Source organism: Ruegeria sp. BE1 (assembly GCF_056538885.1).
In genome coordinates this window covers 64747-88326 of record NZ_JBQFTY010000007.1, presented here as the reverse complement: position 1 = coordinate 88326, position 23580 = coordinate 64747, and the positions used below count along the sequence as shown (strand labels likewise).

Sequence of the window (23580 nt, the reverse complement as noted above, 5' to 3'; positions counted from 1 at the left end):
AGGGTGCCCAAATCACGCGTGACGGAAAATCTCAGGCTTTGCGAGCGGGGATGGATGTTGCATCTGGGGATGCAATCTCGACTGACAGAAACGGCGTTGTGCAACTGCTTTTCGTGGATGAAACCAAGATCGCCATCGGTCCGAATGCGCGTATGATGCTGGACGTAACGATGCTGCGCGGCAACCGTAAAGCCAAGAGCTTTGCCGTTCAGGCCCTAGGCGGCAGTTTCCGGTTCATCTCGGGCAAAAGCAAAAAGCGCGCCTATTCCATTCAGACACCGACCGCGACCATGGCCGTGCGGGGCACCACCTTTGATCTGTGGGTCGTCCCGGGCACGCAAAGCGCGATGCTGGTCCTGCAGGGGCGTGTTGAGATGTGCGGCCAAAGCGGGACCTGCCGTGAGGCAGGTCGCCAATGCAGTCTTTTGGCCACGACGCAGGCCGGAAATGTCGGGCGTCCAGTTGATCGCGAAAGCTATGACAAGGCGCTGGATACCGGGTTTCCGTTTGTCCGCGCGCAGGAAGAGTTACTGGTTCCCTTGCAGATAGACGTCGGTGGATGCGGGACAGACACCCTGCCCCCGCCACCGCAGCGTTCGGAAGATCGCCGTCCCGATCCAGAGCAATCCGGCGTGCAAAGCGCCGAGGCTAGCGCGTCTCCGGGCGAGTCCCCATCCCCCGCAGATGGACCTACAGGAAGCGGCAATGGTGGCAGTATCGGTGGCGGCACTGGCAGCGGGAACGGCACTGGCGGCAATATCGGAGGCGGCAGCGGTAGCGGAGACGGGCGCGGCGGTTCGATAGGTGGCGGCTCTGGCAGCGGTGGTCCGGGCAGTGGCGGCACGATCGGTAGCGGCAGCACCGGCGGCTTTGGCGGTAGTCCCGGAAGCGGCGCTGCAGGTGGCAATGGCGGCAACGGCGGCTAAACCACCGGAATTTCGGAGGCAAACGTGACCCGAAAGCCCAAAGAACGAACCGGGCGACACCGTGGCTTTCAACTGGTGGGGCTTGGTCTGATCCTGTTTGGGTGTTTCATTCGAGTGATCGACCCCTACCCCGTGCGCATGACGCGCCTCATCTATTTCGACATTCTGCAACGCATGTCTCCGCGGGAGTATAACCCGGACCTGCCGGTGCGGGTGGTGGATATCGATGAACAATCGCTTGAGAGCTGGGGTCAGTGGCCATGGCCACGTACCCTGTTGGCGCAAATGGTTCAAAATCTCGGGGAACATGGCGCAGCGGCCATCGCCTTTGACATGCTGTTCGTCGAACCCGACAGGTTCTCGCCCGCACGGCTTCTCAAAGATCCCAGCCTTGCCGGTCTTCTGTCCGGCGACAGTCAGGCCGCTACGCTGGACAATGACATCCTGTTTGCATCGGAAATCGCCAATTGGCCCGTCGTGCTGGGTGCGGCGGCCCGGCAAACCGGCAATGGCACAGCGACGACAGCCAAGGCCGGACTTATCGAGATTGGCGAAGCACCGACTGCCGGGCTGGTCTCGGTCCCTCATTGGACACCGTCTGCCCCACCACTGGAAATCAACGCGGCGGGCATTGGCGGGGTCAATGTCTCACCCCTCGGGGGCACGGGGATCATTCGGCGGGTTCCAGTGTTGTGGGGCGGCCCAAACGGGGCCCTGCCCGGCCTGGGGATCGAGGCGCTTCGGGTTGCGATGGGTGAATCCATCATCATCGCCGAAGGCACGCCAGACGAAGCCGGGATTATGCTGGCGCTGGAAATTGGCGATTTCCGACTGCCCACCACCGAAAACGGCGAAGTTTGGGTGCGGTACCGGCGCGACGATCCCGACCTGTATCTGTCGGCCAATGACATCATGCAGGCACCGGACGATCCTGTACTGCGTGAACAGATCGAAGGCAGGATTATCCTTGTCGGCACTTCAGCCGCCGGTTTGTTTGATATGCACCAGACGGCATTAGGGGAATCCGTCCCCGGTGTCTCAATACACGCGCAATTGCTGGAGCAGATCCTGACCGGCGAAATGCTCAGCCGGTCGGACGTGACCGCCGCGCTTGAGCTTTTGTCCTTTATCACTCTGGGCATCGTCGTCACGGCCGTGATGGCGCGGTTTGGCGCGGTCGCCTCGTTCGTGGCGGGCGGGGCATCGGCCGCGGTGGTGCTTGGGATCAGTTGGCTGGCCTTTCGCAACCAGCTTGTTCTGTTTGACGTCACCTTTCCGCTGATGGGCGGTATGGCGAATTTCGGGTTGCTGGCGGGGTATCTGTTCATCACGACCGAGCGGGAAAAACGGGTGATCCGTCAGATCTTTTCCCACTATGTCGCGCCCGAGATTCTGGACGAGATGGAGGGCTCGGGCCATCAGTTGCAACTGGGGGGTGAGACGCAGGAAATCACCGTGATGTTCTCGGATATTCGCGGCTTTACACCCCTGTCCGAGTCCGTCTCGGCGACCGATCTGGTTGCCCTGCTCAACCAGTTGTTTTCGCAGCTGGGCGATGAAATTCTGCAGGAAAGAGGCACGATCGACAAATTCATCGGCGACGCGGTGATGGCCTTTTGGAATGCGCCCCTGCCGGTCGAAGATCACCCCTGCCGCGCCGCGCAAGCCGCATTGCTGATGCGACAGGCACTGGTGGCCTTCAACGCATCTGACGTGATGAAGGGGCGTCCGCCCATCGCGTTGGCAACCGGGTGTGCGACGGGTTTGGCCTGTGTTGGCAATATCGGGTCCAAGCGCCGGTTCAACTACACGGTGATCGGCGATGTGGTAAATGTCGCCGCCCGGATCGAGCAGAGCTGCCGCCATGTGGATTATGACATTGTCGTCTCGAACTCGGTTCACGACAAAACCCGAGATGACATGGCGATGCTTGAGGCCGGATTTGTGCACCTCAAGGGGCGGTCTGATCTGGAGCCTGTGTTTGTTCTGGTCGGCGATAAAAACCTGCTGGCCACACCCGCCTTCCAAAAGCTTGAAGTCTCTCACGCCAAGCTGATCACAGCGATCCGAAATCGCCTGCCCCACGATCAGGTTGAGCATCTGTGCGAAGACTGCCTTGCACAGGCGCAACAGGTCGAGCCGGGCCTTGTGCAGTTCTACCACGCGCTGTCTGGCCGAACCGCCGATTTCCGATCCGATGTTCAGTCAACGCAACTGATCTTCAGTCATCAAGGCCGAGAGGGTGACCCCTCGACCTCAACGAAAGTCACGGAGTGATCCGCATTTCAGTTTCCGGGTCAAAAGCCACAGCTTTTTCCATATTCACGGCGAACGCAAAATCCTGCCCCGGCGCAACCTCGGCGTCCGAGCGCATGCGAGCAATGACATCCTTCCCCCCAAGCGTCATCGACACAAACGTGTCCGATCCGGCGGGTTCCGTCACAACGATCCGATTGGTCATCTGCGCGATGTTCGAGGACTTGCGGTCCGCCCCATCCATATCCGTGATCGTCTCGGGCCGGATGCCCAGCAGAATGTCACGGCCATCCCATGCGGCCAGATTGTCCTGACTGAACGGCAGTTGCGCCATCGATCCATCGTGTATGGCCACCTCGGCATGCGGACGGCCATTCAGCACCACCACCTTTGCGGGCACCACATTCATGGCGGGTGAACCCATGAAAGTTGCCACGAAGATGTTGGCAGGCGTGTCATAGATTTCCTGTGGCGTGCCCAGTTGTTGAACGTATCCGCCGTTCATCACGGCGATGCGGCTGGACAGGGTCATCGCCTCGATCTGGTCATGGGTCACGTAGACGATGGTGGTGCCGAGGTTCTGGTGCAGCTTCTTGATCTCGGTTCGCATGTCGACGCGCAGCTTGGCGTCGAGGTTGGACAGGGGCTCATCAAACAGGAACACATCCGGGTTGCGCACCAATGCACGGCCCATCGCAACACGCTGACGCTGCCCCCCGGATAACTGGCCGGGTTTGCGATCCAGCAACTGTTCGATCTGCAGCAGCTTGGCGACCTCTTTCATCGCCTTGTCCCGATCAGCCTTGGGCACGCCGTGCATCTCAAGCCCAAAGGTGATGTTCTGACCCACGGTCATATTGGGATACAAAGCATAGCTTTGGAACACCATGGCGATGTTGCGGTTTGACGGGTGGACCCCGTTCATCACCTGTTCCTTGATGCGGATTTCGCCGCTGGTGATCTCTTCCAACCCCGCGATCATGTTCAGCAGGGTGGATTTGCCACAGCCTGACGGCCCGACCAGCACCAGAAACTCACCCTCTTGCACCGAGATGTCGACCTTGTGCAGCACCTCGACCGACCCGTAGGATTTGGTCGCGTTATCTATGTCCAGAAAACCCATCAGGTCTTATCCTTTCACCGAACCCGCCATCAGGCCGCGGACAAAGTACCGACCGGCCACGATATAGACGAGTAGAGTTGGCAGGGCCGCCAGAATGGCACCTGCAAAATGAACGTTGTATTCCTTTACCCCCGTGGACGACTGCACAAGGTTGTTCAGCGCCACGGTCATCGGCTGACTGTTGGCATCGGCAAAGGACGCCCCGAACAGAAAGTCATTCCAGATATTGGTGAATTGCCAGATGATCGAAACCACCGCGATCGGCCCGGAACTGGGCAGCAGGATGCGCCAGAAAATCTGAAAGAACCCGGCGCCGTCGATTTGTGCCGCACGGATCAACTCGGTCGGGAAAACGGCGTAATAGTTGCGGAAATACAGCGTGGTGAACCCGATCCCATAGACCACGTGCACCAGTGCCAGACCCCAGGTGGTACCCGCCAGACCGATGATACCCAACATCCGCGCCATGGGGATCAGGACGATCTGAAACGGGATGAAACAGGCAAACAACATCAATCCGAACAGGATAGTGTCATACTTGAACCGCCACTTGGTCAGCACATACCCATTCAGCGCGCCCAAAATGGTCGAGACCATCACAGCCGGAACCACCATCTTGATCGAGTTCCAGAAATAGGGCTTCAACCCGGTCGGATCGACACCGATCTGAGCCGAGGACCACGCCTTGAGCCAGGGCTCAATCGTGAAGGCCTGCGGCAGGTCCATCATGCCACCGCCGGTGATCTCCTCCAGCGGTTTGACCGAATTCACCAGCATCACATAAAGCGGCAACATGTAGAACAAGGCAAATAGCAGCAGCACCAGATAGATCAGCGTACGCGTGACGCGGCCGGTGCGGATTGCGGTATCCTGAGTGGCTTGGGACATCAGCGTTTCTCCCGCAATTCAGCGTAGAGATAGGGGATCATAATCGCCGCGATGGTCATCAGCATGATCGTGGCCGAGGCTGCACCGATCCCCATCTGGTTCCGCGTGAAGGTGTAGGAATACATGAAAGTAGCGGGCAGTTCAGTCGCACGACCCGGCCCACCACCCGTCAAAGCGATCACAAGGTCAAAGGTCTTGATTGCAAGGTGACTGAGGATCACGAAAGCCGACAAAAACGCCGGACGTAACTGCGGGATGATGATGCGGCGATAGAGGTTCCAGTTCGACGCCCCATCCATTTGCGCCGCGCGCAGGATTTCATTGTCGATCCCACGCAGGCCCGCCAGGAACATCGCCATGACAAAGCCACTGGTCTGCCAGACCGCGGCCAGAACAACCGTATAGATCGCAAAGTCGCGGTTCTTGATCCAGTCGAATTCAAAACTGGTCCAGCCCCATGTGTGCATGACGTTTTCCAACCCGATACCCGGGTCCAGAAACCACTTCCATGCGGTGCCGGTGACGATAAAGCTCAGCGCCATGGGGTACAGGTAAATTGGGCGCAGCAACCCTTCGCCCCGGATTTTCTGATCGAGGAAAATCGCCAGCCCCAACCCGATAGCGGTGCAAATGACAATATAGAGCCCCGCGAAAATCCCCATGTTCTTCAACGAGATTTCCCAATGGCTTAGCCGCCACAGCTTGTCATAATTCTCCCAGCCGACCCAGCCATAGGTTGGCAGAATACGACTGTCGGTAAAGGACAGGTAGACCGAGAACAGAATGAACCCGTAGACAAAGACCAACATCATCGCCAGCGACGGTGACAGGACCAGTTTGGGAATCCAGTTCTGAAGGCGTGTCTTGAAATCCGCGTCGGCCGAAACAGCCATGGCGCGCCCTCCTGCGAGTGGTGTTGAGACGTAGATCGCCCTCGTGGGATGGGGCAATTACCCCACCCCGAGGATCAAAAGATCACTTGGCGATCGAAACGGCGTCGACCAATTCGACCACAGCGGTTTCGCTGTCATACTCGCCGTTGAAATGCGCCGTCACGACGTCATAAATCGCGTTCTTGACCGAAGCCGGTGCCGCGTGGCCATGGGCCATTGACCCGAAAAGATTGCCCGAGGCCGCAGCCGCCGCCAGATCCTTCATGCCCTGCTTGCCGCAGGCATCAAAATCCGCGTCGCTGACATCGGTACGCGCCGGGACCGAGCCCTTGACCACGTTGAACGCCGACTGGAACGACGGCGACAGGATCGCGCTGGCCAGCGCCGCCTGCTCAGCCGAAACCGCGCCGCCCTGATCGAACATCATGAACTGGTCGGCATTGAACGTCACCTGATCCTGCGTGCCCGGGAAGCGGAAGCACAGGAAATCTTCGCCCGGCGTTTTACCCGCGTTCAGGAATTCGCCCTTGGCCCAGTCGCCCATCATCTGGAACCCGGCCTCACCGTTGATCACCATCGCAGTGGCAAGGTTCCAGTCGCGGCCCGAGAAGTTTTCGTCAACATTGGCGGCGATAAAGGACATGCGGTCGAACGCCTCTTTCATGGCGTCACCGCCCAGAGTGTCTTCGTCGAGATCGATAAAGGCCGCCTTGTAGCCGTCCGGGCCCAGCGTCGACATGACGATCGCGTCGAACACGGTCGCGTCCTGCCACGCCTGACCGCCATGGGCGATGGGCGTCACACCGGCGGCGCTCAGAGCTTCAACGGCGGCGACGAACTCATCCCAGTTGGTCGGCTGTGCGATGCCGTTTGCGTCCAGAACCGCCTTGTTGGCCCAAACCCAGTTGGTCGAATGCACGTTCACCGGGGCCGAGACCCATTTGCCATCATGCTTGGCAAACGCCTTCAGCGCGTCAGGCACAACCTCATCCCAGCCTTCCTGCGCGGCCACCTCGTTCAGATCGGCCAACGCGCCCTGCGCGGCCCAGTCCTGAATGTCAAAGCCCAGACCCTGCACCGCCGTCGGCGCGTTGCCAGCGGTCACACGGGCGCGCAGCACTGTCATCGCCTGCTCACCCCCGCCGCCAGCAACCGGCATGTCGGTCCAGCCAACACCCTGACCTGACAGGTCATCTTTCAGAACGTTCAGCGCGGCAGCCTCACCGCCCGAGGTCCACCAGTGCAGAACCTCTACCTCTTCGGCCTGCGCAAGGCTGGACGTACACAGCAGCCCAGCCACAATGACCGATTTTGTTTTCAGCATTTTACGCATTATCGTTTCCTCCCTAAATGCGATCTTTTTGTCTTTGGGCGCGTTCTGACGCGCTCTTTTACCTGGCGATTTCTGCCGCGGCCGGGCGTTCCCGTTCCACAAGGCTACCGATTATTTAGCGTCTTGTCCTCCAGGCTCTTGCGAGTCTCCCGCTCTTATCTAACCAGTTAGTTAACTTTCGTCGAGCTCACAGCAAGAAAGTCTTTTATTTACATGCTGCCCCAGATCATACCCGCCTTATTTTTTGCATCGTTTCGCGGCAAGTGGATATGATACAGCAACAGAATGTTAACGCCATCATTGGACACTAAAACGGTTTCGTCCAGCATTTTGAACGCCAATTTCACAATTCACAGGCAAAAATGCGCCAGATGGTTATCGCGTCCATGGCGCCGGACTCCAAAACAGCCCCTTTGGCAAGGGGCCGCTGGTGGAGCTGTTTTTTGATCCGTATCAGATGTTGTGTTGTCCGCAAGACGTCAAATATCGCCGCACGGTTTCGGCCATGCCAAAGGTCAGCGCATCACAAAACAGGGCGTGACCGATGGAGACTTCGGAAATCGACGGCACCCGAGCGGTCAGTTTCCGCAGCCCCTGAACCGTCAGGTCATGCCCGGCATTGACCTCAAGGCCCTGCGCCTCGGCCGCGGCGGTCGCTTGGGCCAGACGCTCAAGTTCGCGCGCTTCTGCCGCCGGGTCGTCATAGGCACTGCCGAACGGGCCGGTGTAAAGTTCGACCCGATCTGTCCCGGTCAGGGCGGCCTGCGCCATATGGCTGACCTCGGGGTCGGCGAAAACAGACACCCGGTGGCCGTTCTGTTTCAACCCGGCAATAACATCGGCAAGCATCGCCCCGTCTGCGCCAAAGTCCCAGCCATGGTCGCTGGTCGCCTGTGCCGGATCGTCCGGCACAAGCGTCACCTGATCCGCGCGTACGTCGTGGACCAGCGCCAAAAAGCGCGCGTCGGGGTAACCTTCGACATTCAGCTCCCGGTCGGGAAACTCTGCATCCAGAAAACCACGTAACGCGCGTACGTCGTCGGCGCGGGTGTGGCGTTCATCCAGGCGGGGGTGCACGGTGACACCGACCGCGCCCGCGTTCAGGGCAATCCGCGCCAGATCGAGGATATCCGGCCAGGGATGGTCCCGCCGGTTCCTCAGCAAAGCGGCGACGTTCAGGTTCACTGACAGATGAGTCATGGCCGCGCCTTACAGTTTGAACGACTGAACGTGGTCGGGCATGGCAACGCCCTCAAGGTTGCGCGGGTCGGGGATCGGCTCTCCGACCGTGGTGCGCACCGGAATGACGCCCGCCCAAATCGGCAGGTCGTAATCCTCGTCCTCATCAATCGGACCACCGGTGCGGATTTTCGCGCTGCCTTCGGTGATTTCCATGCCCAGCACCATCGTCGCCTTCAGGTCTTGCTCATAATCCGGGCGCAGTCCCTCATACCGGCCCGGGAACAAGCCGTTGACAAAGCGCCCCAGCTTCGCAAGCTTTTGCGCAGGGTCCTCGATCTTGAACGCTGTCCCAAACAAGGTGACCGAGCGTGAATTGACCGAATGGTGCATCCCGGACCGCGCCAGAACAAAGCCATCCAGAATCGCGACAGACAGACAGACCTGCGTGTCACGCGATTTGCGCAACGCGCGGCTGGCGGATGATCCGTGCCAGTACACATGATCGCCTTCACGCCATTGCAGCGTTGGCGTCACGAAAGGCGCACCATCAATCACATACCCCACGCTGCACATCGGCTGCGCGTCCAGAATGGCGTTGATTGTCGTGCGGTCAAAATGTCCCCGCTGATGAGAGCGGCGCAGGCGCGTTTTGTCGGTGATCTCAAGTGTGTCGGTCATGGTCGTCGCTCGGGTTTTGATCTTGCTATGGCGGTAATGACCCCATATTGGATGTTTTCAAATGTCCAATTCTGAAAAATTTTCTAAGGCCAATTTGCATCGCGACCTGTTCGCGATCTCGCTGGACGGGTCACAGTCTCTGTCCCTGCAGGCCCAATTGCTGGAAAAGCTGCGTGCCCTAGTCTCTGGCGCTCCGGCTTTGGCGGGGGGGCGTTTGCCATCAAGCCGGGCGCTGGCGTCCGAGCTTTCGATCTCGCGCACAACGGTGCAGGCGGTCTATGACCAGATGATCAGCGAAGGCTACCTGATCACGAGGCAAGGCAGCGGCACCTTCATCGCCAGTGAGATTACCCATCTGTCCCAACCCCAGCCCATCCCACGCCCCGCAGGACCGGTGGCGCAGAACTGGCGGCCGTTTCAAACCGGACTGCCGGATCAGGCGCTGCTGCCGCATCGGCAATGGGCGCGCCACTTGGAACGGGCCTGGCGCGCGCCAACGGCGGGTTTGCTGGCGCGCCCGGACCCATTGGGATGGTACCCCCTGCGCGAAGCGATAGCCGATCACCTGGCCGCCTGGCGGCACTTGCCCTGCGATCCCGGACAGGTTGTGATCACATCAGGTGCGCGCGAGGCGTTCGAGGTGATTTTTCACGGGCTGCTTGGCGCGGGCAAACAGATCGCGGTCGAGGACCCCTGCTGGCCCAAGCTGCACACGATCCTGTCGGACACCGGCAACACCGCCTGCCCCGTTCGCATCGACGACAACGGGTTGGACGCAGTGCGCATCCCGCAGGCAACGCAGGCCACCGTCGTCACCCCGTCCCGGCATTATCCAACCGGCACCAGCCTGCCGGTATCGCGGCGCATCGCCCTGCTGGATTGGGCCAGAACCGCCGGGGCCGTGGTGATCGAGGATGACTATGACAGCGAGTTCCGCTATCGCGGGCAACCGCTGCCTTCCCTGTCCGGGCTCGATGGTCTGGACAACACGATCTATCTTGGCAGCTTTTCCAAGTTGGTCAGCCCGGCGCTGAGGATCGGGTACATGGTGCTTCCGAAACGCCTGATGGACCAAGCCAAAGGGTATCTTGGCAAGGTTGGCGCCCGGGCGTCATTGATACCGCAACCTGCATTGGCAAGTTTCATGGATAGCGGAGAATTCGCCCTGCACCTGCGCCGCATGCGGCGGGTCTATGCCAAGCGTCAAACCCATCTGCTTGAGTCGATGACCCCAGCCTCGGACCTGCTTGACCTGCAACCGGATTCGTCCGGCATGCATCTCTGCGTCCTGCCAAAGGGACCATGCGACGCGCTGTGGGATCAGCATGTCAGTCAGCAAGCCGAGAAACGCGGGCTGCGCGTCAGCGCGTTGTCTTCCCATTGCGTGCTGCCGGACAAGGTGCAGGGTTTGTTGCTTGGCTATGCCGGTTTTGACGAGGACACGCTGTCGAAGGCGTCACAACACCTGATCTCAGTCCTCAGGGCCTGCCGGTAGGTGCGTTGGCCTACTGGAGACCGGCCAGAAAAGCCTCGGCTCTGCTAAGATGCTTTTCGCGGGTCTCTGCCGGCATCCGCATCGCGGTTCTGCACATCATCGCCCAGCGCGGATTGCGCCCAAGACTGTCTGCGTGTTTGAAGATGAACCGCCAATACAGACCATCCCAGACCTCGGCCCAAGGGCCTGCGGTCCAATGGCTCATCTTGCGGACATAGTTTGAGCCCGAAAAATAGGGTTTGGTGGTGATCAGCCCCCCATCTGCGTGCTGGCTCATCGCGTAGACATTCGGGACCATGACCCAATCGTAGCTGTCCACGAACATCTCCATGAACCAGCGATAGACATCGTCGGGGTCGATCTCGCACAGAAACATGAAGCCGCCCAGAACCATCAGGCGTTCGATGTGATGGCAATAGCCCGTCTGCAACACACGCCCGATGGTGTCGTCAATCGGTGCGATGCCGGTTGTGCCATCATAAAACGACGCGGGCATCCGGCGGTGATGGCCCCAATGGTTGGTCGTCCGCATCTGCACGCCCAGATCTTCGTAGGTTGCGCGCATGAATTCGCGCCAACCGATGATCTGACGCACAAAGCCCTCAACCGAATTCAACGGCACGGACCGCTTCTGCGCATGCTCCAGCGTTGCATCCAGGACCTGTTTCGGCGTCAGCAACCCGATGTTGAGCGCGGGGGTCAAAACCGAATGCCACAGCCAGCTTTCACCTTCGACAATCGCGTCCTCATAATCGCCAAAGCGGTCAAACCGACGTTCCAGAAACTGTTGCAACCACGCGGCGGCGGCCCGGTGGGATGTCGGATAATACAGCGTGTCCAATGAACCTGGCGCGCCCGGGAAGTCAGTCATGACGCTGTCTGCGGCGGCCCGGTCTATGGCGTCATGCGTAGGCCAGTCGATCCAGGGCAAAGAGCCAAGCAGCTTTTTGGGAACTTTCTTGCGGTTCTCCTCATCAAAGCTCCACTGTCCGCCTTCGGGTTGATCGCCCTCCATCAGCACGCCCAAGCGCCGCCGCTGGCTTTTGTAGAACTCGGCCATGAACCACCGTTTGCGTGTTTTGATCCATGCCTCATTTTCGGGTTTCGTATTCAGAAAGCCCGGCGAGGGGCGCATGTCCAGATGGAGACCCGTCTGATCCGCCGCCCACCGCAGACGTTTTTCAATGAGGAAATCAACGGGGTCCGCCATGACCAGCTGCGTCATCCCATCGCGCGCCAAACGTCGGAACAGACGCAGCGCTGCCTCCGCGTGCCTTTCATAGCCATGGATTTCGGCCTCAAAGCCCCGGGCCAGCAGGTTTTGGCAGTACCGCATCATACTGGCGCGATGCAGCCACAGCTTTTGCTTGTGCATCCGCGCCGCATAGATGGCGTCATCGAAAAACAGCGGGTCTTCGAATAGAACCAGACGCCGGGTCTTGTCCGACAATCCGGGGTGATCGGCAAAAAGCTGATTGGGCAGGATGAGGGTGGCGGATGTCAAAAGATACCCTTGCAACTTGGTCTAGCGGCCTAGGTATCCCGGTCCGTGCCCGGGGCAACCGGAAATTCCGATCTCTGGCGGAAACAGCGCCCTCGAAGCCGTGTTTTGTTCAACCGCCTTGATACAGGCACTCTCATTGGTCAACCCATTGGCACAAATGACAATTTGACAGACTGCAAGGCGGATGCTTACCCTAGCGCCAGTACACTAAACCAATATTTCAATTGTTTTCAGCGTTCTGAGGCGCTGCCTTGTCGGCCAGACTTTGACATGGAGGTTTCAAGATGGAATTGATCACTGAACAGCTCCGCGCCTTTCCAATCATGGCGCTTTTCCTGTGTCTGGGCCTGGGATATGGCGTCGGCAAATTCCGCGTCGGCAAATTCGAACTGGGCGGTATTGCCGGGACGCTGCTGGTGGCGGTGTTCGTCGGGCAGATCGGCGGTATCACCCTCAGCACCGATGTTCAGAACGTGTTCTTTTCGCTGTTCATCTTCATGGTCGGCTATAATGGCGGGCCGCAATTCTTTGCCGCGCTGAACCGCACTGCGCTGACCAAGCTGCTGGCTGCTTTCATGATGACGCTATGGGGGCTGTTCTTCGTCATCGTCGTGGCCCGTCTGGCCGGGTTGGACAAAGGTCTGGCCGCCGGGCTGGCCGCCGGAGGGCTGACCCAATCGGCCATCATCGGCACCGCCGGTAACGCCATCGATCTGCTGGGGTTGGCCGCGGATGAAGCCGAAAAGCTAAAAACCAACATCGCGGTCGGCTATTCGGTAACCTATATCTTTGGCTCAATCGGCCCGATCCTCGCGGTCAGCGTCATCCCGATCATCATGCGCGTCGACCTGCGGCAAGAGGCGATCAAACTGGCCCAAAAGCTCAGCGGGGGTGGTCGCAAGCTTGAGGAAGGTGAGTTCCTTCCAATGAACCGGTTCGACGCGCGCGCCTATCAGGTCAACGCCGATGCGGCGATCGCCGGACAGTCTGTGACCGCCATCGAGGGCGGGTATGACGGCGATCTGATTGTCGAAAAGCTGCTGCAGGACGGTGCCCCGGTTGAGCCGACGCCCGAGACTGTTGTGAACGCGGGTGACGTGATTGTCGTCTCTGCGCTGGTGACAACGCTAACCCAGTTCGAAGGCACCGCCAGCGGTGAGATCGGGGAATACCCGCCCGAGCTGACCGTGGTCGAAGAACGCCGCAACGTGGTTGTCACCAACCGCAAGCTGACCGGAAAAACCCTGAGCGAACTGCGAGAGGCTCTGACCGCCGATCAGCGGCGCGGGGTTCATATCTCAAAGATCACGCGCATGGGGCACGACGTTCCTGTGCTGCATAATACCGAAATTCACGCCGGAGATGAGCTCAGCATCGTTGGTCACAAAGACGACCTGAACCGGGTGTCGAAAGTGGCAGGCTACGTTCCACCCGCCGCCTCGGTCACCAACTTCATCGCGCTGGGGATCGGTGTGGCTGTCGGCTATCTGATCGGTGAGATCAGCTTTGTCATTGCAGGCACCAAAGTGGCGCTGGGGTCCGGGCTGGGCTGTCTGGTGACCGGGTTGATCATCGGCTACCTGCGCATTCGCCGCCCCAAGATCGGCGGCATCAACCGCGGTGCCGCGAATTTCCTGCAAAGCTTTGGCCTTGCGGTCTTTGTCGGCGTTGTCGGCCTGAACGCGGGCAAACCGGCGCTGCAGGCCATTCAGGAATACGGCATCATCCTGTTGCTGCTGGGTGTGGTTGTCACGCTGATGCCAATGATCGTGCAATTCCCGATCAATTACTTCGCGCTGCGGATCAAGAACCCGGTCGAAGCCTGCGCCGTGGTGACCGGATCGCGCTCGGGCAATCCGGGCTTTGCAACCTTGTTGGAGAAAACCGGGAACGCGACACCAACACCCGCCTTCACCATGACCTATGCGGTGGCGAATATCTTCCTGACGCTGTGGGGGCCTTTGGTCGTGGCCTTCGTACCCTAAGTTACATCAGCAGGATCACGATGACCGAGCCCCACAGCGCCAGCAGCACATTGCCAACCGCATAGCCAAGGCCATAGCCCAGCGTGGGCACCTGGCTTTGCGCGGCCTCTTGCACCGCTGCCAATCCGGGGGCCGACGTCCCGGCCCCGCAGCAGGTGCCAGCCAGAACCCCTTCGTTGATGCCAAAGACCTTGCGGCCAACGATAACCGCTGCGCCATGGGACAAAAGTACGATGGCGACCGACCCAAAGATCAGCGACGGCCCGCTTTCGACCACGCCGGTCACGAAACTGGGCCCCGAGGTTATGCCGACACAGGCCACAAACACGCACAGGCCGAGGGAATCGAAAATCCACAGCGTCGCCTCGGGCACAAACCCGAACGTCCGGTGAACCGAGCGGAGCCATCCCGCAACCAGCCCGCCCAGCAAAACCCCGACCGAGGTTCCAAGGCCCAGTTCAATCGCGCCGTATTTCAGCGCGGGGATACCGATCAGGCCACCCAGAAGAATGAAAAAGGCCACAAAGATCATGTCCGTCTTGTCGGTTTCCCGGTCCAGATACCCCAGCCGGGCGGCGGCATCCTCGATATGGCTGCGTGTGCCTGATACGGTCAGCACGTCGCCCTGATGCAATGTCACGCTGCGAAAGACGGGCAGATGCTCACCCCCGCGCATGATACCGCGCAGATAGATGGTGCGCGCCTCGGGGCGGGCGGACAATTCGGCCAGCGTCTTGTTGACCACATCTTTATGCGTCACCACGATTTCGGCGGTTTGCAGGGGCAGGTCCAGCAACTCGGGGTCTTCGACCTCTTCGCCCAGCATAGCCGTATGGTCGATCAGATAGGACCGCACCCCGGCAATTGCGGCCACGTCGCCTTCTTGCAGGACCATATCGCGCGTCGTGGGAAGGATTTTGTTTCCGCGACGAACCCGGTCGAAAAAGGCGCGGACATGATCGGGCACGCGGGCCTCAAGCTCGGCAATGCTGTGACCGGCGAGGTCTGCGCTGATGCGATAGGCGCGGGCCTCGAAATCGCGATGCTCGGACACCATGGGGGCATCCTTGTCGTCAAGCTCGGCCTCATATTCGTCGCAGGCCTCTTTCAGCGAGCGGCCATAGAACCGGGGGGCCAGTTGGGTGTGGAAAAAGATCGTGGCGATGACGCCGACGAAATAGGCCACAGCGAAACCGGTGGCAATTTCGGCATCAAACACCTGTTGCGCGGCCTCATCCGCGCCAGTCTTGGCGAAGGCATCAATGGCCACGCCCAATGTGGCGCTTTCGGTTACGCCTCCGGCCAGCAAACCGGCGGCAATGCCGACCGACAGCCCCATCAACGGCGCCAAGATGGCCGCAACCCCCAGCGCAACCACGCACAACAACACCGTGACCGCAATCTGCGGCAGCGCCTGCAGGTTCAAAGATCGAAAAAACTGCGGCCCGGTCCGGTAGCCAATGGCAAACAGGAACAACATGAAGAACGCCTGTTTCACATCATCCGAAATCACCACCCCGGTCTGCCCGACCAGAACCCCGGCCAGCAGACACCCCGCGACTGAGCCGACGGTGAACGACCCAATGGTGATTTTGCCCAGCGCATAGCCCAGCGCCAGGCTGCAGAACAAGGCAAGGGCGGGGTGATGGCCGAAAATCGACCCGATCAATTCCATGCCAATCTCCCCTTCCCTTCGTCCAGACTTAGCCGTGCAGTGGCAAGCCCTTGGACGCGCGGTAAGCCTGCACATAGCCAATGGCCACGGCCCGCACGGCGCGTCCGATCTGACGATAGGCACTGTCATCGAGATTGGCAAAGGACACCCGCGCCGACCAGTTCGGCGCGTCAAAGCCCGACCCGTTCAGCAACACGATCCCATGATCCTGCGCCAGCTTGAACGAGATATCCAGCGGGTGCACATTTTCCTTGATCCACGCGACCACGTCCTCGCCCACGTATTTGCGCAGCCAGAATTCAAAGTCGATGATGCCATAGTATTTGTCGAACAGCGGATTGTCGGGCACCTCGATCCCCATACCTTCGACCAGCTCATCAAACCGGTGTTTCAGGATACCCCAGCAGAATTTCTGATAGGCTTTGTCCTCATCCATCAACTCAACCAACGAAAACAGCGTCATCATCACCTGCTGCGGCAGCGACAAGCCCGCCGTATGGTTCAGCGCAACATCCCGGCTGTCGGCGACGATCCGGTCGATGAACTTGAACGCATCGGGGTCCGGTGTCAGCGTCTCATACCGGGCATTGACCACGGCTTTGACGTCATCGGGCGCCTCGGCGATCATTTTGTCGAAGATGTTGTTCTCAGCCACCAGGATTGCGCCCAGACGCCAGCCGGTGCAGCCAAAATACTTGGAATAGGAATATACCCCGATGGTATTCTCGGGCAGATGCCCCATCACCGACTGAAAGTTCGGAACAAAGGTGCCGTAAACATCATCGGTCAGGATGATCAGGTCCGGGCGGCGGGTTTTGACGAATTCGACCAGACGGGTCATGACCTCGGGGCTGATCGCCACAGACGACGGGTTGCCCGGGTTGACCAGAAACAGGGCTTTGACCTTGGGGTCGGCCAGTTGCTCCAGATCGTCATCGGTCAGTTGAAAATGCTCTTCTTCCGCCGAGGACACATCCACAATATTCAGCCCGTAATCCTCAAGCACCGGCATTTCCAGATAGGGCGTGAAGATCGGTGTGCCCAGCGCGATGGTGTCTCCGGCATTCAGCAACCGCTGGTTCTTGAGCGCCTTGAAGATATAGCACATCGCGGCCGTGCCCCCCTCAACCGCGTAGATGTCGAACTTGGCATTCGGGCGATGACCTGAACACATCGCCCACATCACGTATTCATGCACGATAGCCTCATTGTGCTGCATGCAGCGATCCGGCATCGGATAGTGGTCGCCAACGATACCGTCGGTCAGTTCCAGCACAAAATCGTCGGGGGTAAAGCCGAATTTCTCGATCGCAAAATCCACCACTGCAACCAGCGTATCCGCGCCCGGAGGGCCGTCTTTCGCGTCAGACCCGGCGCAATACGCCTTGAGGCGGTCGTAGCAGCCCGGCCCCTGCGGCATACCGGCCAGACCCACCTGCGGCTCATTGCGGTGGCGCTGCGCCTCGGTCATGGCAAACTGACCCAGCAGAAAGAATGCCTCACGCGCTTTGGTGGCGATCCAGTTGGGGTTGCCCCGCCCGGCGTTCAGATAGGGCAATGCCATCTGGCGGGCTTCTTTCTGCGCCAGCTTGATAAGCTCATCTTTGATCTGAAATGGACTTAGATTTTCGAATTTATGCAGATCGAGTGTTTCTGACATGGCATCAAACCCTTGCGTTAATTCAAATGGAAGAATTCAACCAGATGGTACGCAAGGATTTGCAGCTGTGTAAACTATGTCGTTGAAATCTGACGTCAGATTTCAGTTGATGCGCGACGAAGCCCCCAACGCGCCAGCCAGCGCGTTTTGGATTTCAGCCGGGAAAGCCCGCCCTTTTGCGTGCAGCCCCGCAGCAACCCAGCCCACTGTGTGACCGCGGCTGCCTATATCGTTGGCCCGCGTCACGGCAGGAGAGATACGTTCAACGCTGACCAGTTCCATCGAACGTTCGATCTCTGTCTCGGTCAGAACCATTTTGACCGCGCTGATAATATCCATCGACACTTGCAAGGTCTGATGTTCCAACCGATGTGCTGCATCGGTCAGCATCCGGGTGCAAAAGGCCGACAGAAAATACCAGCGAAAAATCAGGAAAACACGATCCTGCAATTCGTCCCGCGCAGCGCCAGAGGCGTCAGTGGCAGCAACAATGCGATCAAAGGCAGCTTCGGCGGCGGCTGAGGCCTGGCATATCTGGCGTTCTCGCTTTGCGATGGCGCCGACGCCCGGGGCAAATGCAACAGCAGCTTCTTGGGATTCCAGATTCATGCATGACCTCCAACTCTGTCTCCTGACAGAGATGTGGAGTGTCGCGCGTGATATCGGTTGCGAATTGCTGCCATCTTTCGCCGTAAAAACCCCTTTTCTGGCATAATAAAATGACACAAAGCAGAATCCAAATCAAACTCAACCGATGGGCAGCGCAGATTCCGCCAAACCGTGGCTTTTGCTACACATCCCGAATTGAGGCAGGCCAAGCGGTCAGGGCTGCAACGCACATATATCTGACATGATCTTGCAATAGTTATGCCCAGTTCTGCATTTAAGAATACTCAATCCTGCTGAACAGTTTACGAGTTTGAATTTAACGAGGGGGTACGAGCGGGACCAGGGGGTGAGCGCCTGACCAGCCGGGCTCGCCGACGGGCAGAGCAGCTCCCCCCGCCGCGTCCCATCAATCAATCTTGCTTTTTTGCGCGTGTGGCGTGACCCCGAAACTGGACCTGTAGACACGCGAAAAATGGCCCGGGCTTTCGAACCCACAGGCCATGGCAACCTCGGTCACAGAGGCTTCGGTCTGCAAAAGCAGCTTTTGTGCGCGTTCCAGCCGCAGCTCCATAAAGTACTTTTTTGGCGATGTATTCAGGTACTTGCCAAACAACCGCTCCAGCTGACGGGTGGAAATCCCAAGGTCTTCGGCAATCTTCGACGGGGATACTGGCGTTTCAATACAATCACGCATGATATGGATGGCGCGCGCCAGATGAGTGTTGCGCATCCCATTGCGTGATTGCAAAGACACTCTTTGCTTGGCGGTGGCATTTCGCACCGCGTTATAGACCATCTGATCTGCTACGGCGATCGCCAGCTCTTCACCATGGTCACGTTCAATCAGATGCAGAATCAGATCCGCCGTGGCAGTCCCGCCAGATGCCGTAATGTGCTTTTCATCCGCCACAAATACACTGCGCACCAGGTTCACTTCTGGAAAGGCCTCCATGAAGGCGTCGTGGTACTCCCAATGGATGGCAGCCTTGCGCCCATCCAGAAATCCCGCCTCGGCCAACAACCAGGCACCCGAACAGAGCGCCCCAATCGCCGTCCCCCGCGCCCGTTCACGGCGCAACATGGCCAGCAGGGGCCGCGTGACGTGGTTTCGCATATGGATACCGGACAGAACAAACAGCTGATCGGTTTTCGGCACATCCGCCAAACCACCATTCACCAGCGTCACCAGCTCATTCGAGCAGGTCGCGCGCGCACCGTCTTCGGATAGCAGAGTCCAGTCGTACAGTTTTTCCTCGCTGAGCAGATTGGCGATTCGAAGTGGCTCAATCGCACATGAGAACGCGAGATGTGAGAATTCCTCGATGAGGACAAAGGTAATGTGGCGCGTTTGCCCCATGTAGTGGCTCGTTTAGTTTGGCTTGGCGTTTGCCCCATGGTGCACCATTTCGGCGCGTTTCAAAATGGCAATTCGTTCTAACAGGGTGCCCCGTGTTCATTGCCCTGTGCGCTTGCGGGTCTTGAACCGGTTGCCCTTACAACAAAAAACGCCGCCCATTTCAGGGCGGCGTTCGTGTTTTTAGCTTTTAGCTGGCTTATTCAGCGGCTTGCGTTTCCGCGGTGCCATGCTTGTCACGCTGGCTGTCGCGGAACAGCGCCTTGGCCAGTGCCACCATCATCAGGCCCATGACCATGGTAAATGGCAGCGCGCCGATGATCATCGCGTTGCGCAGCGCATCCAGCGGGTTGTTGTCACCTGCCGCAAGGATCAGCGCGCCGATCACAGCCGTCAGGATCAGGCCCCAGATGATGCGGTGCTTGATGCCGGTTTCCTGGCTGCCACCCGACATGATGGTGTTCATAACCAGAATGCCCGAGTCCGCAGAGGTCACCAGGAAGGTCAGGATCAGGACAACGCACATCACGTTCAGCATCGACAGCAGGCCACCGTCGATCATGTAGGACAGCGTGACGAACAGCTTGTTGGTGTTCGATGCGCCGATGATCGCGCCACCAGCTTCACCTGCCAGTTCCAGATCGATCGCGGTGCCACCCAGAACGGTCATCCAGGCAAAACACACCAGTGCCGGTGCAAAGACGCAGCCCAGGATGAACTCACGAACCGAACGGCCCTTGGAGATACGCGCCAGGAACAGGCCAACGAAGGGCGAGAACGCGATCCACCATGCCCAGTAGAAAGTTGTCCAGCCTGCCTGCCAGCCGAACTGACGGCCTTGCTCACCAGCAGCATAGGCTGCAGCCAGCGTGGCTTCGTCCAGTTCAGCCGCGGCGCCTTCCAGACCGCTCTTGAAGCCGTCAAAGCTGCCCCATGCGTTGGTTGCGCCACCCATCAGGGCATCGGCATGCGCCTGCGCCTCAGCGGGCAGAGCCGCTGCAAAGGCTTCAGCCGAAAGCGGGCCATAAGCACCAAAGCTCAGCGAAATGAAGTGCAGGATATAGTCTACCAGCGCCGTGCCATATGTGGTCATCGCGAATACGAACGAACCAAATACGACGAAGGTGAGCAGCAGGATAACCGACAGCACCAGGTTAAGGTTCGACAGGTACTTAACGCCCCGGCCAACACCCGACACAGCCGAGATGATCGACAGACCCATGATCACAACCAGACCGGTGATCAGGCCCACTTTGGACGGGGTCGGAACCTCACCGCCAAAGTCCATGATCCATTCCATGCCGGTGATGGCATAGAGACCGTCAATGAACTGGCTGACACCGAAACCGATGGTCACCGACACACCCAGGATGGTTGCAACAACGCCCAGAACGTCAACGATGTGGCCCAGGAAGCCGTTCATCAGCTTGCCAAACAGCGGCGTCAGAGCCGCGCGGATGGTCAGAGGCATGTTGCGGGTATAGGCGTAATAGGCCAGCGACAAGCCAGTCACCACATAGATCGCCCAAGCATGGAAGCCATAGTGCAGGTAGGTGTAGCGATAGGCCGACTGTACCGCCTCGGGTTGGTTACCAGGCACGTCACCTGCAACCACGACCGGGTTCGACCCCCACAGGCCCAGCGGCTCGGCGGTTGCGAAAACCATCAGGCCCACACCCAGACCGGCGCCGAACATCATCGAGAACCATGAAAAGTTCGAGAACTCGGGCTTTTCGCCCGGCGTCCCCATGACGCGCTTACCGGTCGACGGCAGGATCGCCACAACGGCCAGGAAAAAGAAGAAGATTCCAACAATGACAACGTAGAAACTGTTGAAGATTTCCAGAAGTTTAAAGTTCCAGCTGCCCAGCGTGCTGTTCGCATTTGCAGGGAAAACCAGAGCCCACAGAACCAGCGCAACCATGACCCCTTTACTGATAAGGGCAATCGGCACGCTGTTGTTCTCATAAAAACCGCTATCCGCGGTTTTTATGTCTAGGTCTGTAAATGGTTCGGGTACCGACATCTTGTCCTCCGTGTTGACGGTATAGGTTGGGTTGAACTCACCTAACGGCGGTCCTCCAATCTTGATCTCCCAATTGACCTGTTCAGTTGGTGCCCGAGTTGTCTGCACCAATGGAACAAGCCACGGAAAGTTGTTTGGGCATGCTGCCCGGGCTGCCGCCGAAACGCAACAACCGTTGGTTAACCTGCCTAGCCCGTCGACTTTCGACCGATCAGGCCGATACCGACATTTCAGGCCGATTTGCGACACATATCCTGAAACGTGATCGAAAAATACAGCTTCAACGCAATTGTGCTTTTTTCTTACCTGTAAAAAAATTAAACTCTCGCTGAATACTGCTCAACCGATCCTTCCCGGGTCCGCACCCGCCTTCTGCGCTCAAAACAGCCTCAAGGCACAAAGGCTCTGCCCCTCAACTGTCGTCGATGTGATAGCCCCTGACCCTACGGGAAGCTGTTCCAAATTGTGATCGCCCGTATAGTCTGAGTGAACCGCTACTGTCGCAAAATGAGAGGCGCGCATGGCGCAACACACAGATATGCTGATCGTCGGCGCCGGATTCTCGGGCCTGACCATGGCGATCGAGGCACGCAAGCACGGCATCCGCGACATCGCCATACTTGAAAAAGCAGGCGACATAGGCGGCACATGGAGAGAGAACACCTATCCCGGCGTCGCATGCGATATTCCCTCGCACCTCTATTCTATGGCAACGCATCTGAACCCAGATTGGAGCCGCGCCTATGCAGGCGGGGCCGAAATCCAGGCCTATCTGCAAAAAGTGTGTCGTGATGAAGGTCTGTACGATCTGTGTCACTTTGGCCAACAGCTGAAATCGGCACGGTGGGACGGAACCAACTGGCAGGTTGAAACCGAAAGCGGACAGCACTGGACGGCCCGTTTTCTGGTCTCGGCCATTGGCGCGCTTCATTTACCCAGCATTCCTGACATTCCGGGCGCAGACAGCTTTCCGGGGTCTCGTTTTCACTCGGCCGAATGGGACCACAAGGCCCCGCTTGCAGGCAAACGCATTGCCGTTGTGGGAAGTGGCGCGTCGGCCGTTCAATTCCTGCCGGAAATCGCCAAAATGGCGGCGCATGTCACGCTGTTCCAACGCACACCGCCCTATGTTCTGCCCCGACCTGACGGCCCCATAGCGCCGTGGTTACGCCGCATGTACAGACGTATCCCTCTATTACCACGTCTGCGGCGCAAGCTGATCTACACCGTCTTTGAATACCGGCACCGCGTGTTCCGCGGCGAAGAAAAGATGGTGAAGTTTGCCATGAAGATGTGGCGCGGCGAACTTGAGAAATCGATCACAGATCCCGAAGAGCGCAAAATACTGACCCCGGATTACCGGATCGGCTGCAAGCGCATCCTCAGTTCAAATGATTGGTACCCCACGTTGGCGCGCGACAACGTCACCGTCGTTCCCCATGGCGTATCGGCTATTGAGGGTGATCAGATCGTCGCCTCAGACGGTAGCAGGACGCAGGCGGACGTTCTGATTTGGGGGACAGGCTTTCACGTGACAGATGTGGTTCAACGTCTGGATATCTCGGGTCTTGATGGCCTGACGTTGCGCGATGCCTGGGCCGATGGAATGAAGGCCAATCTGGGCACAGCAATCGCCGGATTCCCGAACTTCTTTATTCTGCTGGGACCGCATACCGGGCTGGGTCACAACTCGGTCGTTCTGATGATCGAAGCGCAGGTGAACCATATCGGGCGCGTTTTGGATCAGATGCAGGACAAGGGATTGCGCGCCATTACGCCGGACCCTGCAAAACAGGCCGCCTTTACACAGGAAATGCAGGACCGTCACGTCGACAGCGTCTGGCAGGCAGGTGGGTGCGCGTCGTGGTATCAGGATGAACAGGGCCGCAACACAACGCTTTGGCCTGGGCCAGTATCCGAGTATCAAAAGCGTATGGCCGGGTCCGGACTGGAACACTACCAACCGGCGCCACCCCAACGTGGAGATCGATGA

The 23580-nt window shown here is 58.8% G+C and carries 18 protein-coding genes; 6 read left to right on the top strand and 12 right to left on the bottom strand.

Features of this window, described 5'->3' with window-relative positions:
• Positions 1 to 50 precede the first annotated feature (50 nt).
• Together ACR0J5_RS18115 and ACR0J5_RS18110 are read left to right on the top strand one after the other, a co-directional pair.
• Complete coding sequence (locus tag ACR0J5_RS18115) at positions 51 to 926, top strand: FecR family protein (protein ID WP_480655871.1); 876 nt, start codon at positions 51 to 53, stop codon at positions 924 to 926.
• Positions 927 to 950: 24 nt separating this feature from the next.
• A complete protein-coding gene (locus ACR0J5_RS18110; RefSeq protein ID WP_480655869.1) occupies positions 951 to 3203 on the top strand; it encodes a CHASE2 domain-containing protein in 2253 nt (750 codons plus the stop codon).
• On the opposite strand, the gene ACR0J5_RS18105 is transcribed toward ACR0J5_RS18110, so the two are convergent.
• From ACR0J5_RS18105 to ACR0J5_RS18080, 6 genes are all read right to left on the bottom strand, one after another.
• Entirely contained in the window at positions 3193 to 4305 is a 1113-nt protein-coding gene (locus tag ACR0J5_RS18105) for an ABC transporter ATP-binding protein (RefSeq protein ID WP_480655867.1), read from the bottom strand. The genes ACR0J5_RS18110 and ACR0J5_RS18105 overlap by 11 nt on opposite strands.
• Positions 4306 to 4311: 6 nt before the next feature.
• Positions 4312 to 5193 (bottom strand): carbohydrate ABC transporter permease, encoded by an 882-nt coding sequence (locus tag ACR0J5_RS18100; RefSeq protein ID WP_480655865.1) that lies wholly within the window; start codon positions 5191 to 5193, stop codon positions 4312 to 4314.
• Entirely contained in the window at positions 5193 to 6086 is an 894-nt protein-coding gene (locus tag ACR0J5_RS18095) for a carbohydrate ABC transporter permease (RefSeq protein WP_480655863.1), read from the bottom strand. Before ACR0J5_RS18095 ends, ACR0J5_RS18100 begins: the two co-directional genes overlap by 1 nt.
• 82 nt (positions 6087 to 6168) lie before the next feature.
• Positions 6169 to 7410, bottom strand: a complete 1242-nt coding sequence (locus ACR0J5_RS18090; protein WP_480656114.1) for an ABC transporter substrate-binding protein — start codon at positions 7408 to 7410, stop codon at positions 6169 to 6171.
• 462 nt (positions 7411 to 7872) lie between these two features.
• Positions 7873 to 8619, bottom strand: coding sequence for a pyridoxine 5'-phosphate synthase (locus ACR0J5_RS18085; RefSeq protein ID WP_480655861.1), 747 nt, complete (start codon positions 8617 to 8619; stop codon positions 7873 to 7875).
• Positions 8620 to 8628: 9 nt separating this feature from the next.
• Positions 8629 to 9279, bottom strand: a complete 651-nt coding sequence (locus ACR0J5_RS18080) for a pyridoxamine 5'-phosphate oxidase family protein (RefSeq protein ID WP_480655859.1) — start codon at positions 9277 to 9279, stop codon at positions 8629 to 8631.
• A 61-nt stretch (positions 9280 to 9340) separates the two neighbouring features.
• Between ACR0J5_RS18080 and pdxR the strand changes: the two genes are divergently transcribed.
• Positions 9341 to 10774, top strand: coding sequence for a MocR-like pyridoxine biosynthesis transcription factor PdxR (gene pdxR, locus ACR0J5_RS18075; protein WP_480655857.1), 1434 nt, complete (start codon positions 9341 to 9343; stop codon positions 10772 to 10774).
• A 10-nt stretch (positions 10775 to 10784) separates the two neighbouring features.
• On the opposite strand, the gene ACR0J5_RS18070 is transcribed toward pdxR, so the two are convergent.
• Positions 10785 to 12278 (bottom strand): cryptochrome/photolyase family protein, encoded by a 1494-nt coding sequence (locus tag ACR0J5_RS18070; RefSeq protein ID WP_480655855.1) that lies wholly within the window; start codon positions 12276 to 12278, stop codon positions 10785 to 10787.
• 284 nt (positions 12279 to 12562) lie between these two features.
• On the opposite strand from ACR0J5_RS18070, the gene aspT (ACR0J5_RS18065) reads away from it, so the two are divergent.
• Complete coding sequence (gene aspT, locus ACR0J5_RS18065) at positions 12563 to 14263, top strand: aspartate-alanine antiporter (protein WP_480655853.1); 1701 nt, start codon at positions 12563 to 12565, stop codon at positions 14261 to 14263.
• A 1-nt stretch (position 14264) separates the two neighbouring features.
• On the opposite strand, the gene aspT (ACR0J5_RS18060) is transcribed toward aspT (ACR0J5_RS18065), so the two are convergent.
• The 5 genes from aspT (ACR0J5_RS18060) to ACR0J5_RS18040 form a co-directional block, all read right to left on the bottom strand.
• Entirely contained in the window at positions 14265 to 15938 is a 1674-nt protein-coding gene (gene aspT, locus ACR0J5_RS18060; protein WP_480655851.1) for an aspartate-alanine antiporter, read from the bottom strand.
• A 28-nt stretch (positions 15939 to 15966) separates the two neighbouring features.
• Complete coding sequence (locus tag ACR0J5_RS18055; protein ID WP_480655849.1) at positions 15967 to 17598, bottom strand: bifunctional aspartate transaminase/aspartate 4-decarboxylase; 1632 nt, start codon at positions 17596 to 17598, stop codon at positions 15967 to 15969.
• A 102-nt stretch (positions 17599 to 17700) separates the two neighbouring features.
• Complete coding sequence (locus tag ACR0J5_RS18050; protein WP_480655847.1) at positions 17701 to 18207, bottom strand: hypothetical protein; 507 nt, start codon at positions 18205 to 18207, stop codon at positions 17701 to 17703.
• 406 nt (positions 18208 to 18613) lie between these two features.
• Positions 18614 to 19564, bottom strand: coding sequence for a GlxA family transcriptional regulator (locus ACR0J5_RS18045; protein ID WP_480655846.1), 951 nt, complete (start codon positions 19562 to 19564; stop codon positions 18614 to 18616).
• 196 nt (positions 19565 to 19760) lie between these two features.
• Positions 19761 to 21587 carry a BCCT family transporter gene (locus ACR0J5_RS18040; protein ID WP_480655844.1) on the bottom strand — a complete coding sequence of 609 codons (1827 nt, stop codon included), beginning with the start codon at positions 21585 to 21587 and terminating at the stop codon, positions 19761 to 19763.
• A gap of 110 nt (positions 21588 to 21697) precedes the next feature.
• Here ACR0J5_RS18040 and ACR0J5_RS18035 point away from each other — a divergent pair, with 110 nt between their 5' ends.
• The gene (locus ACR0J5_RS18035) at positions 21698 to 21919 is read left to right on the top strand and encodes a hypothetical protein (RefSeq protein ID WP_480655842.1); all 222 of its coding nucleotides are present in this window, start codon (positions 21698 to 21700) and stop codon (positions 21917 to 21919) included.
• A 188-nt stretch (positions 21920 to 22107) separates the two neighbouring features.
• A complete protein-coding gene (locus ACR0J5_RS18030) occupies positions 22108 to 23580 on the top strand; it encodes a flavin-containing monooxygenase (RefSeq protein ID WP_480655841.1) in 1473 nt (490 codons plus the stop codon).

Bases quoted from the DNA above. Each gene is read 5' to 3' on its own strand.
- ACR0J5_RS18115 (WP_480655871.1), top strand. From the start codon at position 51: ATGGATGTTGCATCTGGGGATGCAATCTCGACTGACAGAAACGGCGTT.
- ACR0J5_RS18105 (WP_480655867.1), bottom strand. From the start codon at position 4,305: ATGGGTTTTCTGGACATAGATAACGCGACCAAATCCTACGGGTCGGTC.
- ACR0J5_RS18100 (WP_480655865.1), bottom strand. From the start codon at position 5,193: ATGTCCCAAGCCACTCAGGATACCGCAATCCGCACCGGCCGCGTCACG.
- ACR0J5_RS18095 (WP_480655863.1), bottom strand. From the start codon at position 6,086: ATGGCTGTTTCGGCCGACGCGGATTTCAAGACACGCCTTCAGAACTGG.
- ACR0J5_RS18090 (WP_480656114.1), bottom strand. From the start codon at position 7,410: ATGCTGAAAACAAAATCGGTCATTGTGGCTGGGCTGCTGTGTACGTCC.
- ACR0J5_RS18085 (WP_480655861.1), bottom strand. From the start codon at position 8,619: ATGACTCATCTGTCAGTGAACCTGAACGTCGCCGCTTTGCTGAGGAAC.
- ACR0J5_RS18080 (WP_480655859.1), bottom strand. From the start codon at position 9,279: ATGACCGACACACTTGAGATCACCGACAAAACGCGCCTGCGCCGCTCT.
- pdxR (WP_480655857.1), top strand. From the start codon at position 9,341: ATGTCCAATTCTGAAAAATTTTCTAAGGCCAATTTGCATCGCGACCTG.
- aspT (WP_480655853.1), top strand. From the start codon at position 12,563: ATGGAATTGATCACTGAACAGCTCCGCGCCTTTCCAATCATGGCGCTT.
- aspT (WP_480655851.1), bottom strand. From the start codon at position 15,938: ATGGAATTGATCGGGTCGATTTTCGGCCATCACCCCGCCCTTGCCTTG.
- ACR0J5_RS18055 (WP_480655849.1), bottom strand. From the start codon at position 17,598: ATGTCAGAAACACTCGATCTGCATAAATTCGAAAATCTAAGTCCATTT.
- ACR0J5_RS18050 (WP_480655847.1), bottom strand. From the start codon at position 18,207: ATGAATCTGGAATCCCAAGAAGCTGCTGTTGCATTTGCCCCGGGCGTC.
- ACR0J5_RS18045 (WP_480655846.1), bottom strand. From the start codon at position 19,564: ATGGGGCAAACGCGCCACATTACCTTTGTCCTCATCGAGGAATTCTCA.
- ACR0J5_RS18040 (WP_480655844.1), bottom strand. From the start codon at position 21,587: ATGTCGGTACCCGAACCATTTACAGACCTAGACATAAAAACCGCGGAT.
- ACR0J5_RS18035 (WP_480655842.1), top strand. From the start codon at position 21,698: ATGGAACAAGCCACGGAAAGTTGTTTGGGCATGCTGCCCGGGCTGCCG.
- ACR0J5_RS18030 (WP_480655841.1), top strand. From the start codon at position 22,108: ATGGCGCAACACACAGATATGCTGATCGTCGGCGCCGGATTCTCGGGC.